Genomic DNA, 13,456 nt, shown 5'->3' with positions numbered 1-13,456 from the left:
TTCATTCGCGGATGTTGTGTTCACAGATGCAGAAAAGGCCCCGACCGCGTGGTCGGAGCCTTTTGGCTGTGGCAGATGAAGGATTCGAACCTTCGAAGGCAATGCCGTCTGATTTACAGTCAGATCCCTTTGGCCGCTCGGGCAATCTGCCGGGATTATGCTCTGCTTTCGGCTGAGCACTCGTAACACTATAGACGCTCGAAGGTGAAAAGCGAAATCCTGTCTCGGCCCAACACCACCGCTCGCCTCATCGCAGACCGAGCACTGCCTGTGCGTCTTCCGACTACACTTCGCGGTGTGTCCGTCGTTCCTGATCTTCTGACCGCTCTGCCCGCGGCAGTCGTTCTTCTTGCCCTGCTCACCGGGCTGCTGCTGGCTGCCCGCATCCGCGCCCCGTGGTCATCTGCCTACGCCGTTCTCCGCGGAACCGTGCAGCTGGCCGTGCTCGCGTTCGTGCTCACCGGTGCGCTCACATCCATCGGCTGGGTTGTCGTCTTCCTCTTCGTCATGTTCGCGGTCGCCTGGAGGGCCGCGTTTAAGCGCGCTCGCGCCCTTGGTGAGTCGGTCGGTCTTAGGCGCACTGCCGCAGTCATCGGAATCGGGATGTTCACAGGCACCGCTGTCACTCTGCTGACGGTGTTCGGTCTGCGCGGCCTCGAGTTCTCCCCGTCGTATCTGCTGGCACTCGGCGGAATCGTCATCGGCAACTGCATGACGTTCTCAACTCTCACGGTCCAGCGTCTGCGCTCTCTTCTCCATGACCGCTGGCCGGAGGTAGAGGCGTGGCTGGCTCTCGGCGCCACTCCCCGGCAGGCGACTGCTCAGCTGGGGCGTGAGGCCGTGTACTCGGCTCTTGTTCCGAACGTCGACAAGACCCGCACGACGGGGCTGGTCACGCTGCCGGGTGCTTTTGTCGGTGCGCTCTTCGGCGGGTCTCCTCCGTACGAGGCGGGGCTGTTCCAGATGTTCGTGCTCATCGGCATCATGACTGCCGGGGCGATCGTGTCGATCACGATCACCACAACGCTGGCGCCGCGCGCCAAGAAGCCCGTGTTCGACAGCGACTAACGCTTAGACTGTGGTCGATTCGTTGACGAACTAGGAGGCACTGATGGCTGATTCAAGCTTTGACATTGTCAGCAAGGTCGACAAGCAGGAAGCGGACAACGCTCTCAACCAGGCGGCGAAGGAAATCCACTCCCGCTACGACTTCAAGGGTGTGGACCCCTCAATCGAGTGGTCTGGCGAAAAGGTCCTCATGAAGGCCAATTCGGAAGAGCGCGTTTTGGCTGTTCTCGACGTCTTCCAGTCCAAACTGGTCCGCCGCGGCATTTCGCTGACGTCGCTCGATGCCGGCGATCCCTTTGCGTCCGGCAAGGAGTACCGGATCGAAGCGGCCATTAAGGAGGGCATCGAACAGAAGACCGCGAAGGAGATCTCCAAGATCATCCGCGAGGAAGGCCCCAAGGGCGTCAAGCCGCAGATCCAGGGCGACGAACTGCGCGTCTCCTCAAAGAAGCGCGACGATCTTCAGGCTGTCATCGCTCTGCTCAAGGGCAAGGACCTCGACGTCGACCTGCAGTTCGTCAACTACCGCTGACGGTTCCAGGTGAGCGCAAGCCGCGCCACCGGCAGCCGGAACACTGAGGGCGAGGCGGAATTCCGCCTCGCCCTCTGTGTTCGGGAAATCTGGTCTGAACTAGGCCATCTTCTTGGCCGCGTCGACCATTGCCTGGCGTGTGGCCAGCTTGATGCGCTCACGGCCGTGAGGTTCACCGGCGGCCTTTTCGGCAGCCTCAATGCGGTGGTAGCCCTCCCAGTCGATGTAGTCGATGCCCTTGTCGGCCAGCAGGTCGACAATCGCGTCTTCTTCCGGCTTCGCCGGCTGGGGCAGGCGGCCTGCTTCGTAGTCTTCGATGATGTGGCCGATGGTCTCCAGGGCATCACCCTTCGTGTGGCCGATCAGGCCGACCGGACCGCGCTTGATCCAACCGGTGGTGTACAGGCCGGGAATGTGGTCTTCCGCCTGGGCGGTGGCCATTGATTCACCGTCGATGACGCGGCCTTCGATGTTCGTGATGACACCCCGGCGCTCATCAAACGGCAGCTCCGGCAGCTTGGTGCCGAAGTACCCGACCGCGCGGTACACGGCGTCCATCGGCCAGTCGGTGGTCTTGCCGGTGCCGTTGACACCGCCGGATCCGTCGAGTTCCTGACGCTCCGTGCGCAGGGCTGTCACACCGTCTTCTTCGTCGCCGACGATTTCGACCGGAGCTTCCAGGAAGTGCAGGTGTAGGCGGCGCTTAGCGCCGGTGTCTTCGCGCAGTGTGAAGTCGGTGAGGGTTTTGGTGACCTGTTTGACCTGGTTGGATGTGCGGATGGCCTCCATGGAGCCTTCGTCGAATTCGAAGTCCTCCGGGTACACCACAATGTCGACGTCGTCCGCCTGACCGAGTTCGCGGATTTCCAGCGGGGTGAACTTCGCCTGCGCCGGACCGCGACGGCCGAAGATGTGCACGTCGGTGACAGCACTCTTCTTCAGACCTTCGTACACGTGGTCGGGAATCTCTGTCGACAGGAGGTCATCAGCCTGCTTGGCGAGGATGCGCGCAACGTCCAGAGCGACGTTTCCGTTGCCGATGACGGCGACCTTTTCAGCTTCCAGCGGCCATTCCTGTGACACGTCCGGGTGGGAGTCGTACCAGTTGACGAACTCTGCGGCACCGTAGGACCGTGGAAGGTCCACACCGGGGATCGGCAGCTTCGTGTCGATGAAGCAGCCGGTGGAGAAGATGACCGCGTCGTAGTGCTCCTGCAGTTCCTCCAGCGTGATGTCCGTGCCATAGTCGACATTGCCGAACAGGCGCAGCTGGTGGCGGTCCATTACGCGGATGAGCGCGTTCGTGATGCCTTTGATGCGGGGGTGGTCGGGTGCGACACCGTAGCGAACAAGACCGAAGGGCGCCGGCAGGCGCTCGAAAAGATCGATGCTGACATCGAAGTCACGTTCTTCTTTGGTCATGAGATCAGCGGCGTAGATACCCGCCGGACCAGCACCGACAATGGCCAAGCGCAGAGGACGACTCAAAGTATCACCTTTCCCTATATCCGACCGTCAATTGTACGCACCGCGATTTAGGAAATGAAGCTGTGCTCTATTAAGGAATACTTGCTTTCCCATCCACGTGCGGGTCTACACTCGCGAATGTGACCGACGACTCAGCTTCTTCACCGATTCAGGCCACTGCGGCAACGACGCCTGCCAGCAGCGCGTCCACCGCGAGCACAGAGCTTCCCCTTGACGAAGCGCGCCGCCGCCGCGATGGGCTCATTCTGGGCATCGGCGGATACCTGTTCTGGGGAAGCATGCCGCTCATATTCGCGGCAGCCGCCCCGGCAGGTGCCTTCGAAATCCTGGCCCACCGGATCATCTGGTGCTTGGTGTTCTGCACGTTGCTGCTGGTTTTTGCCCGCGGTCTAGGACGCACGTGGAAGCTTGCGAGCAAACCGAAGATCTTCGGCACTCTGGCAGCCGCATCTCTTTTTGTAGGCATCAACTGGCTGGTGTTCATCCTCGGCGTACAAGCCGGCCGCGTGACAGAAGTCGCGCTCGGCTACTACATCAACCCGCTGATCACAGTGGCGCTTGGCATCATCTTCCTGCGTGAGCGCCTGCGGCCCCTGCAGTGGGCCGCAATGGGACTGGGGCTCGTCTCGGTTCTCGTGATCACAATCTCCGAGGGCATCGTGCCCTGGCTGGGCCTGGCAGTAGCCGTCAGCTTCGGCCTCTACGGTCTTGTGAAGTCCAAGGTCGGTTCCCGCGTCGGCGCACTCGAGGGCCTGACAATCGAGTCCTTCATCCTCACGCTCCCCAGCATCGCCATGCTCGCTGTCGTGGAATCACAAGGGCTCGGCACTTTCACGACGGAAGGCGCCTGGCACACCGTCCTGCTTGTACTCATGGGACCGATCACCGCCATTCCCCTGCTGCTGTTCTCTGCGGCCACACGCCGGATTCCGCTCAGCTGGGTTGGCATGATGCAGTACATCACCCCGACCTTGCAGTTCCTCACCGCACTGCTGATCTTCGGTGAACACATGTCGCGCGGACAGTGGTGGGGCTTCATCATCATCTGGGTGACGGTCGCACTCATCGGTGCGGATTCGATTCACGCCGGCAATCGCGCACGCCGGGCAAAGCGGGCGGTGCTGCACACCGCTGCAAACGTGGGCGAACCGACTGCCGGCTGAAGTCGGCTATGCCACGAGCGCTGAACGGGAGTGGGTCAGCCCACCCGGTTGACCACACCGGCGGCGAACAGTTCGAAAGCCGACTTGATGGGCCCGTCAGGAAGGTCGCGCAGAGCGTCAACGGCCTTGGCCGACCAACGGCGAGCCTCAGCGCGAGCAGCCTCCATCACGGGGTGGGCAACAAGTGCCGTGCGCGCAGCCTCAAGAGCTTCGTCCGAGGACAGGTCGGCATCCAGCAGCTCGACAATCCGCTGCGCTTCGGAATCCCCCGCCGCGGCTTCGCGGCGCAGCAGCAGCGTCGGCATTGTGGGCACGCCCTCGCGCAGGTCAGTGCCGGGAGTCTTGCCGGAATCGGCTTCGTCTGAGGCCAGATCGATGATGTCGTCAGCCAGCTGGAAGGCAACGCCGACGTTTTCGCCGTACTCGCGCAAAGGCTCCACAAGTTCGGGCGAACCGCCGGAAGCCAGAACCGCAAACTCACCGCACGCGGCAATGAGCGAGCCGGTTTTGTCCGACAGGACGCGGATGTGGTGCGCAATCGGGTCGGCCTCGTCTTCAGGGCCGGTGTACTCACTGAGCTGGCCGAGAACCAAACGCTCAAAGGTTTCAGACTGCAGCAGCACGGCACGCGGCCCCAGTTCAGAGCACAGGCTGGAGGCCCGGGCCAGAAGAACATCGCCTGTGAGGATGGCCACCGAGTTGTTCCACACGTGGTGCGCTGCCGGGGCTCCGCGGCGAACGGGAGCTTCGTCCATGACGTCATCGTGGTAGAGCGTGGCCAGGTGCGTCAGTTCGACAACGGCACCGGCTTTCACAACGTCAAAGCTGTCAGCGTCAGCCCCGGGGGTCAGCTGAGCTGCCCACTGCGCGGCCAGAAGAACCAGCGACGGGCGTACGCGCTTGCCGCCGGCGGACAGAAGATAACGGGACGATTCGTCAGCCAGACGGCTGGTCTGGCGCACGGTTTCGTTCAGGAGCGTCTCAACCTGTTCGAGCTGACGATCGAGGTTGGCGCTGAGATCAGCGCCGACAGCGGCGAAAGCACCCGGTTTGGGCTGTGTCCCCGGCTGTGCGGAGGGCGCGCTGGCTTCGCCAGAAGGTGCCATCGTCGTCTTCTCTTTCCTCAGGTTGTCAGTCGTTTCGGCTGTGCCGTGGGTCTACGACCCCTCAGTCTACGTTCACTCCGCTATTGATTCGAGGTGGCCGGCACAGCGGTGATGAGTGCCTGAACCGCGCGGTCGTGCAGGTCGCGGTGTGCCCGCGGATCGTCTTCGTAAAGATTAGCCAACAGTTTGACCGCAAAATTCATCAGGTGGCGCGAACCCATACCGTATTTGAGTCCCAGTTCCATGACCTTCGGCTGGCCGATGAGGTGGGCGAAGCCCCGCCCCAGGGTGAAGTAGCTGCCGTACTCGTCCTTAACGGCTTTGCTGAACCCGGCGAGCTTGTTCCTGTAGGCCGCCTGCGGGAAACCGCGGTAGGTGGTGATGATCTCGGCGGCAATCCGGGCCTGTTCGAAGGCATAGTCGATGCCCTCGCCGTTGAACGGATTGACCATGCCCGCGGCATCGCCCAGCAGCATGACGCCGCGGTCAAAGTGCGGGGTGCGGTTGAACGCCATCGGCAGCGCGGCGGAGCGGATGGGCTGGCGCATTCCCTCGGTGCCGTCCGCACCGCCGATGCCCCATTCGCCGCCCATTGCGGCAATCCAGTCCTTGAGCACGTTCTGGTAGTTGACCTTGCCGAACTGCGGGCTGGTGTTGAGGATGCCGAGCCCCACGTTGACGGTTCCGTCTCCCAAGGGGAAGAGCCACCCGTAGCCGGGCATGGGTTCCCCGTCGGGGCTGCGCAGCTCAAGCCACGATTCGATGAAAGGGTCGTCATGCCGCGGTGAGTCGTAGTAGGTGCGCACTGCCACGCCCATGGGTCGATCGTCGCGTTTGCGGTGGCCCATCTGCACTGCGGTGCGGGCGCTCACGCCGTCTGCCGCAATCACGATGGGAGCACGAAAGAAGACTTCCTCCGCTGCCTCACCGTCCTTGTCAGCACGCAGCTTCCTGCCCTTGGCGTCAGCGGGAACTGCGCGGATGCCGGCAATCCACCCGTTGTCGAAAACGGGTTCTTCCGCTGACATCTGCTGGTACAGGACAGCACCCTGCTTTTCGGCATGCCGGGCCAGCTGTTCGTCGAGGTCCATGCGAGCGCGCGTCAGACCGTAGGACGGGAAGCCCGTCACGTCCGGCCACGGGATTTCCATTCGGTGGCCCCCGCCGATCAGCCGCAGACCGCGGTTGCGGTGCCAGCCCGCCTCATCGGGCAGCGAAAAACCCAGGTGACCGAGTTCTTTGACCGCGCGGGGTGTCAGCGCATCACCGCAGATTTTGTCGCGCGGGAACGCGGTCTTCTCCAGCAGCGCCACATCGAGCCCGGCGTGAGCCAAGTGTGCGGCCGCCGCGGATCCAGCGGGCCCGGCGCCGACGATGACAACATCGGCATCGACGTTTTTCACAGTGCATCACCGGAGGGCTTGAGAGCGTGGTGGATGGCGACGATACCGCCGGTGAGGTTGCGGTACTTGACCTGATCAAAGCCTGCGTCGCGGATCATGTGGGCAAGCGGCAGCTGGGCCGGCCACGCGCGGATCGACTCAGCGAGGTACACATAGGCTTCCGGGTTCGAGCTCACGGCCTTTGCCACTGCCGGCAGCGCCCGCATGATGTACTCCTTGTAGAAGCGCGCAAACGGCGTGAACGTCGGGGTGGAGAACTCCGCGATGACCAGCCGGCCGCCGGGTTTGAGAACGCGCAGCATTTCCTTCAGCGCCTTCTGCGGCTCCTGCACGTTCCGGAAGCCGTAGGTGATGGTGACAACGTCGAAGGTGTTGTCGTCGAAGTCAAGATCAGTCGCATCGGCGTACTGGAACTGGATTTCGGGATGACGGCGCCGGCCCACAGCAAGCATTCCCTCACTGATGTCACCGGCGATGACGGTGGCTCCGCGCTGGGCGTACGGCACCGAGCTGGAGCCGGTTCCAGCCGCCAGGTCGAGGATGAGCTCACCGGGCTTCGGGTCGACCGATCGGGTGATCTCCACGCGCCACCAGCGCGAAATGCCGAAGGTCATGGCGTCGTTGGTGATGTCGTAGCGTTCGGCAACAGCGTCGAACATCGATGCGACGTCCGCCTTGTTCTTATCCAGGTGAGCGCGATTCATGTGTCTCATAATCTCAGCCCCGCCCCGCGGGGAGCTAATCGGGCCGGCACAAGCACCGTGTCAGCGCCGATGTCAGTGCCCCTCATTAGACTGGCCGTGTGCTCAGCGATTCAGTTTCCCTGCGGGTGCGCTCGTGGTTCATTGACGGTGTTGACCCCCACGCGCCGGCGCCCTTTGCCCACGGTCTGCCGTCGACCGTACACGAATTCTTGGCACAGCTGCCCCAAGACACGTTCAACTGCTGGGTGCGCGGCCACTCTGGTCTGGTGGGCTTCGGCCGGGTTGCACGACTGCGCGCCACAGGCGGTGAAACCGTTGAAGGCCGCACGCGTTTCGACCAGCTGTCACAGCAGTGGCGTGCGGTGGCACAGCGCGCGCTGGTCGAAGACTCGGTGAATCTGCCGGGATCGGGCCTGGTGGGCTTCACGGCAATTTCCTTCACGGATGATTCCGACACGGATTCCGTCATTGACATTCCGCGCTTCATCATGGGCCGCCGGCACGAACGCGTATGGCTGACCTCCATCAGCCAGGAAGGCAGCGCTGACGACGACTTCACGCTTGAAGCCGCAGCTCTGACCCCGGTTACGGGTGCCTCCCTGCACGATGGGCACATCAGCCAGGAACAGCACATCCGCAATGTGTCCGAAGCCGTCAAACTCATGCGGGCGCCCGGCAGCCAGTTCAAGAAGATCGTTGTTGCTCGCGACGCGGTCGTCGACACAGAGCACGACATCGATGTGCGTGCGGTGCTCGGCGCACTCAACGCCGCCTACCCCGCCACGTGGACATTCAATGTGGCCGGCCTGATCGGGGCGACACCGGAACTTCTGGTGGGCGTGCAGGACGGCGTTGTGCGCTCTCGCGTTCTTGCCGGCACTTATCAGGTGCGCGATGACGCCCAAGCTGAACTTGCGCAGGCCCGCCAGCAGCTCGCCGGTGCGAAAGACTCCCAGGAACACGTCTACGCCACCCGCTCCCTGGAAGAGTGCCTGCGGCCCTACAGCAGCGACCTCCACGTTGACGAACAGCCGTATCTGTTGACCCTGCCCAATGTCATTCACCTGGCCAGCGATGCCCACGGCACTCTCGATTCCCCGTCCGGCCGGCCAGAGGACCGCCCGTCGATCATCGATCTGGCCAAGAGCATTCACCCCACCGCTGCGGTAGGCGGAGTGCCGCGCAACGAGGCCATGCGAGAAATCGCACGCATCGAACGGGCTGACCGCGGTCGCTACGCAGGGCCAGTCGGATGGATTGACGGCGCGGGCAACGGCCAGCTGGGCATTGCTCTGCGCTGCGGCCAGCTGGAATCGCGCACCCGCATTCGGCTGTGGGCCGGCGGCGGAATCATGCCGGATTCAGACCCGCAGTCAGAACTCGCAGAGTCATGGGCGAAGCTTGGCCCCATGTTGCAGGCGCACGGCCTCAGCCGTCCCTAACGGTCCTTGGCTGACAGCTCAGCCTCAACAAACGCCCCGCAGCAGATTCAGTCCAGCGGCACTTCGCAAAGCCCAGCGCTGCCGGCCTTCGCCAGGCGGCGCAGACCATCGACCGTCGCCTGCTGATACGGCCAGTCATAGGCTTCGGCGAGCGCGCGGAAGTTCCGTCCGTGCCGGGTGGCGAAATACCGCGCAAAATGTCCGCTGAGGTGCTCGGCACCGTGTTCCAGACCGCCGAAAATCGCTCCGCCGTCGTCGTTGAGGACGAAAATCTGCAGGGTGGGCAGACCCTCATCCGCGCTTTCGCGCAGCAGTCCGCCCACGTCGTGCAGGGCGGCAACGTCCCCGACGATCAGCCGCAGCGGGCATTCCGCGAATACAGGCCCGGTCAGCGCCATACCGGCCGCTGTCGCGATCAGCCCGTCAATTCCCGCGAGTCCCCGGCTTGCGCTCATCTGCACGTGTTTCAGGGCCTCGTCCCCGGCGAGCGCGGAAGCGTAGCGGCCCGAATTCGAGCTGGCGAGGAAGACCTGAGCCACGGTGCCGTGTTCGGCAGCATTCTGGGCGGCCCCGCGGACAATCTCCCCGACCACTGCGGCTCCGGTCGGCTGTTCTGCCGAGGTGGGCGGCACCTCGTGCCATTTGGCTGCTGCTGCACGGTGCTGGGAGTGGATGTCCGAGGTGACGCTCAGCTGATCTGCGATCTCACCTGTGCTGCGGCTCAGCAGGGTTTCGCGCACGCCGGCGGCCCGCTGGATGTGAGATTCCGATGCGACGCTGCGGGCCCACCGCTGCGTATCGGCGTCTGCGGCCTGGCCGGCGAGCCCGGCCGAGGCCAGGTAGGAGCCGTATTCATCTGCGAGCGCCCAGTCGAGGTCAGCTTGGATTTCTGCTGTGGGCACGCGCGCAAGCAGTCGCTGGTCCTGGCGGTACTGGGTGAGCCTGCCGGTGCGCACAACACCCGTGATGGTTTCGGTCAGATCGCCGTCAAGAACCCCCGGGTGGCCTGGCACCGACAAGTGGAACAAGGGTGAGGAAGGTTCCGCAAAAACCGGTACCCCGAAGGCTGCGGCAAGCTCTTCGACCCTGCGCGCGCCGTAGTCACAGTCGTTGCCTGCCAGCAGAACAGTTCCCGGACGGATGAGCATTTCGAGTGCCTGCGCAAAGCCGGCATGTACGTGCGGGCGGTGTTCAAGGCGCTCGACTTCGCCGACTTCTGGACGCCACGGCATGTCTTCTGCCTCCGGCGTAAGTTCCCCGTCGAACTGCACGTTGAACTGGACGGGCCCCGGTGTGGACAGGCCGCGCAGGCCAGAGCTCATGGCGTAGGGGGCGTTCATGCCCGCTCCGGCACCCTCAGAGCCGACCGCAGCGGCAGCCGCCGCGTGCACGGCGGAGGTGAGCGACGCCTCGTCAGCTTCGACCGGAACATCAAAGCGCAGCCGAACATCGCTCAGCAGGTGCGACTGCCTGTCAATGGTCTGGTTGGCTCCCGTGCGGCGCAGGCGCTCGGGCCGGTCAGCGCTGAGGATGAGCAGCGGAATCTGCGAGTACGAGGCCTCCAGCACCGCTGGGTGGAGGTTCGCGACCGCGGTGCCCGATGTGGTGAGCACTGCGACCAGGCCCGGTGTGCGCGGGGCGGTGTCCCCAGCGGCGCCGCCGGTCTCACCGGCCGCCTCTGCCACAGCCGCTTCAGCCACCGCCGTCCGGCGCAGCCCCTTGGCCAGCCCCAGCCCGAAGAACGCGGCATCGCGTTCGTCAATGCGCACGTGGGTGTTCACCAGCCCGGCGTCGGCGAGTTCGGCGAAGGCGTAGGTCAGCGGTGCCGAACGGGAGCCGGGAGCAATGACAACGTGCTCAAGACCGCGCTGGATGAGGTTCAGAGCGATCGTGCGCGCAGCTGCGGTGGAAGTATTCACACACCCGATTCAACCAGACTCTAGAATGGCCCTCATGGTCTACCCTCCCAACCCCTATGCGGACGCGCCGACGCCGGAGATCCCGGATTTCAAGCGTCCCGACTCCCACCGAATCTGGCAGCTGGTTGCCGGCATCGCAGCTTTTGTCATTGCACAGGTGGTGACGATTCTCGTCTACGCGGCGATTGTGGGGGTTGGCCGGCTGGACTCCCTGACCGCTGGTTTGGGCCCAGAGGCCACGGATTCGTACGGCTTCGGGTTCGGGCTGATGGCCGGCGCTGTCACCATGTTCGTCCTGTACCTGCTGATCATGCGGTTTATTGCGGGCGCTCCCGGCCACGGCCTGCGGGGTAAGAACAAGGTGACGGAAATCCTCATGGGTGCCGGTCTCGCTACTGCTGTTCTCGGTGTTTCTGTTGGTGTTATCGCGCTGTTCGGCGGCTTCCGAATCACTGGTGTGACGCCGCGTGAGGAGCTTCTGCCGGCTTTTGTCCTGGCTCTGGGGGTTGGTCTTGGGCCGGCGTTTACGGAGGAGCTGCTGTTCCGCGGTTTCCTCCTGCGCATCTTCGACGCCTGGTGGGGCTGGGTGCCCTCCCTGCTGATTACGAGCGCGATCTTCGGCCTTGTGCACCTGGGCAACCCCGATGCAACGGTGTCCGGCGCGATTTTCATTGCGATCGAGGCGGGGCTTCTGCTGGGTGGGGCCTACCTCCTGACCCGCCGCCTGTGGTTGGCGATCGCCATTCACGCCGCGTGGAACTTTGTGCAGGCGTTCATCTTCGTGTCCCCGGTTTCCGGGACGGGCGAGGCGGTGGGCCTGTTCCAGGTTGAATGGTCGGGCTCGCCATGGCTGACGGGAGGGGCAATGGGCCTGGAAGGCTCTGTCATCACGGCCGTCCTCGGTCTGCTGGCCGGCATTGGGCTGCTGCTTCTGGCTGGCAAGCACGGAACCCTCCTGCCGCGCGAAGCTGTCATCCGCAGGGAAAAAGCAGCCAAGCGCTGAGGGCACTCTGCTGACTGCTTCCGGGGCAGCGCAGATTTTGCCGCCGCAAGTGCGGTTCCAAGGACAGTCCAAGGTGACCGTTACTTCCAGTTCATGCATGCGCCGTAGCCTGAGGGCTGCGGAGGTGGTCCATGGTGAAGCGCAGTCTGCGAATGTCCGTCGGAGCACGCGCGGTGCGAGCACTCACAGCCCGCCGCAGTGCGGCCGGCCTCTACCCGGCGTACAGCGAATCAACATCGTTTCTCGGCCCTGAGCCCACCGGCTTCGAAGCCGCCCACGTTCACGTGCGCGAAAAGCGCAAACTCTCACGCCGCCTGCGGGAGTTCTTCGTCTACTCGCCTGCACTCGGCAGGACCGTCGGCGTGCGAGTTCTTCTGCCCGGCATCCCGCAGGAGCACGCTGTGCCGCTTTTCCTGTTCCACGGCGGGGGCGATGATTTCCGTTCGTGGACCGACTTGGGGCGGGCGGAACTGCACACCCGCGGCAGCCGTTTCCTCGTGGTCATGCCCGACGCTGGGGCGGCCGTCTACTCGCGCCACGAACTAGCACCCGGCGAAGTCGAGGACTGGCCCGAATTCCATGTGCGCGAACTGCCCATGCTGATAGGCGACCTCTATTCGACATGCCCCGAACTGCGCGTGGCCGCGGGGCTTTCCATGGGCGGCTACGGAGCCATGAAGTACGCCGCCTGGCGGCCCGACCTCTACGCTGCCGCCGCCGCTTTTTCATCTCCGCTCATCCCACAGGCCGCTCCCCCGCTGTTTGAAATCCTCGCGCTGCGCGCCGGAGCACCCGCGGATTCGCTGTTCGGTTCGTTCAAAGACGGGGATGCCCGGTGGGAGGCGAACTCGCCGTATGACCTCGCAGAAAACCTCCGTGGGCTCGACATTTGGCTGTCCGCCGGGTCCGGAACTCCCGACGACGCTGAAAACAGCAGTGAAAGCGCCGACGTCATGGAAGCCCACCTGCACAACCACGGCGGGCGCTTTGCCGAAAGGCTCGGCGAACTGGGCATCAAACACGCGTGGGCTCCCCGCGAGACCGGGATGCACAACTGGTTTGCCTGGCAGCGCGAACTCAAGGCGTGGCTTGCCCACGCCACACAGGCGGACCTCGACCGCAGCCCCACCGGCACACCCAGCCGCGATCCCCGGCCGCGATTCTGGACGAGTGTGGCCGACGGAGCCCCCTTCACCTTCATCAGCGGTTTGCCTGTCTTTGAGATCTACGGGTGGAAAGTCGAAATATCGCGCCGCCGCCCGCAAATCGTCACCTTCGGCGATGTGAGCCCCTCCGGCTTCACACTCAACGGCGCCGGGACCTTCCGAGTCACCTCCCCGCCCATGTTCATGCCCGGCGCGGAAGCATCCATCACCGTCAGGAGCCCGCTGGGAGTCAACCCGTACACAACCCGGGCCGACGCCTCGGGAGCCATTTCGATCACCGGGCAGATGGGGGCGGCCCTGCACGACCCGATTGTGCCCGGCAACCGCACAAAGCACTTCCGCACGTGGGGCCAGGCCGCGGTGACAGAAGTCATCATCCGGGGGCAGAGAAAAGACTCAGACAAATCTGCAACCATGGAACGCTCACGCAAACCAAAAAAGCTGCCCAAAGGCGGCGGCTGA

At 63.9% G+C, this 13,456-nt stretch carries 11 protein-coding genes and 1 tRNA gene; 6 read left to right on the top strand and 6 right to left on the bottom strand.

The genetic code is table 11. The features are described 5' to 3' along the window. Window positions 1–69: 69 nt before the first annotated feature. Window positions 70–151 (bottom strand) — tRNA-Tyr (locus tag Bravens_RS07995). Window positions 152–297: 146 nt separating this feature from the next. On the opposite strand from Bravens_RS07995, the gene Bravens_RS07990 reads away from it, so the two are divergent. Both Bravens_RS07990 and Bravens_RS07985 read left to right on the top strand, forming a co-directional pair. Continuing rightward, the gene (locus tag Bravens_RS07990) at window positions 298–1,068 is read left to right on the top strand and encodes an ABC transporter permease (RefSeq protein WP_244878138.1); all 771 of its coding nucleotides are present in this window, start codon (window positions 298–300) and stop codon (window positions 1,066–1,068) included. 43 nt (window positions 1,069–1,111) lie between these two features. Further along, window positions 1,112–1,600 (top strand): YajQ family cyclic di-GMP-binding protein, encoded by a 489-nt coding sequence (locus tag Bravens_RS07985; protein ID WP_062022131.1) that lies wholly within the window; start codon window positions 1,112–1,114, stop codon window positions 1,598–1,600. 99 nt (window positions 1,601–1,699) lie between these two features. Here the strand turns inward: Bravens_RS07985 and Bravens_RS07980 are convergent, their stop codons facing one another. Continuing rightward, on the bottom strand, window positions 1,700–3,088 hold the full coding sequence (locus Bravens_RS07980) for an FAD-dependent oxidoreductase (RefSeq protein ID WP_425304153.1): 1,389 nt from the start codon (window positions 3,086–3,088) through the stop codon (window positions 1,700–1,702). 119 nt (window positions 3,089–3,207) lie between these two features. On the opposite strand from Bravens_RS07980, the gene rarD reads away from it, so the two are divergent. After that, the gene (rarD, locus tag Bravens_RS07975) at window positions 3,208–4,251 is read left to right on the top strand and encodes an EamA family transporter RarD (protein ID WP_082791086.1); all 1,044 of its coding nucleotides are present in this window, start codon (window positions 3,208–3,210) and stop codon (window positions 4,249–4,251) included. Between the two features lie 35 nt (window positions 4,252–4,286). On the opposite strand, the gene Bravens_RS07970 is transcribed toward rarD, so the two are convergent. The 3 genes from Bravens_RS07970 to Bravens_RS07960 all read right to left on the bottom strand — a co-directional run bounded on the left by Bravens_RS07970 (window position 4,287) and on the right by Bravens_RS07960 (window position 7,464). Then, window positions 4,287–5,357 (bottom strand): polyprenyl synthetase family protein, encoded by a 1,071-nt coding sequence (locus Bravens_RS07970; RefSeq protein WP_062022126.1) that lies wholly within the window; start codon window positions 5,355–5,357, stop codon window positions 4,287–4,289. A gap of 80 nt (window positions 5,358–5,437) precedes the next feature. After that, window positions 5,438–6,760 (bottom strand): geranylgeranyl reductase family protein, encoded by a 1,323-nt coding sequence (locus Bravens_RS07965; protein ID WP_062022124.1) that lies wholly within the window; start codon window positions 6,758–6,760, stop codon window positions 5,438–5,440. Further along, entirely contained in the window at window positions 6,757–7,464 is a 708-nt protein-coding gene (locus tag Bravens_RS07960; RefSeq protein WP_062022121.1) for a demethylmenaquinone methyltransferase, read from the bottom strand. The genes Bravens_RS07965 and Bravens_RS07960 overlap by 4 nt, the downstream gene beginning before the upstream one ends. A gap of 98 nt (window positions 7,465–7,562) precedes the next feature. Here Bravens_RS07960 and Bravens_RS07955 point away from each other — a divergent pair, with 98 nt between their 5' ends. Then, a complete protein-coding gene (locus Bravens_RS07955; protein ID WP_062022118.1) occupies window positions 7,563–8,906 on the top strand; it encodes an isochorismate synthase in 1,344 nt (447 codons plus the stop codon). A gap of 47 nt (window positions 8,907–8,953) precedes the next feature. On the opposite strand, the gene Bravens_RS07950 is transcribed toward Bravens_RS07955, so the two are convergent. Continuing rightward, a complete protein-coding gene (locus tag Bravens_RS07950; RefSeq protein WP_062022116.1) occupies window positions 8,954–10,825 on the bottom strand; it encodes a thiamine pyrophosphate-binding protein in 1,872 nt (623 codons plus the stop codon). Window positions 10,826–10,859: 34 nt separating this feature from the next. Between Bravens_RS07950 and Bravens_RS07945 the strand changes: the two genes are divergently transcribed. Together Bravens_RS07945 and Bravens_RS07940 are read left to right on the top strand one after the other, a co-directional pair. After that, window positions 10,860–11,828, top strand: coding sequence for a CPBP family intramembrane glutamic endopeptidase (locus Bravens_RS07945; RefSeq protein ID WP_167346399.1), 969 nt, complete (start codon window positions 10,860–10,862; stop codon window positions 11,826–11,828). Window positions 11,829–11,959: 131 nt separating this feature from the next. Then, window positions 11,960–13,456 (top strand): alpha/beta hydrolase, encoded by a 1,497-nt coding sequence (locus Bravens_RS07940; RefSeq protein ID WP_062022110.1) that lies wholly within the window; start codon window positions 11,960–11,962, stop codon window positions 13,454–13,456.

The organism is Brevibacterium ravenspurgense (assembly GCF_001584615.1).
In the GTDB taxonomy this organism is placed as follows: domain Bacteria; phylum Actinomycetota; class Actinomycetes; order Actinomycetales; family Brevibacteriaceae; genus Brevibacterium; species Brevibacterium ravenspurgense.
The sequence above is the reverse complement of the archived record's forward strand: the minus strand, read 5'-3'. Positions and strand labels throughout refer to the sequence as shown.

Coding starts and splice junctions, on each gene's coding strand:
- Bravens_RS07985 (WP_062022131.1), top strand. CDS start 1,112: ATGGCTGATTCAAGCTTTGACATTGTCAGCAAGGTCGACAAGCAGGAA.
- Bravens_RS07970 (WP_062022126.1), bottom strand. CDS start 5,357: ATGGCACCTTCTGGCGAAGCCAGCGCGCCCTCCGCACAGCCGGGGACA.
- Bravens_RS07960 (WP_062022121.1), bottom strand. CDS start 7,464: ATGAATCGCGCTCACCTGGATAAGAACAAGGCGGACGTCGCATCGATG.
- Bravens_RS07945 (WP_167346399.1), top strand. CDS start 10,860: ATGGTCTACCCTCCCAACCCCTATGCGGACGCGCCGACGCCGGAGATC.
- Bravens_RS07940 (WP_062022110.1), top strand. CDS start 11,960: ATGGTGAAGCGCAGTCTGCGAATGTCCGTCGGAGCACGCGCGGTGCGA.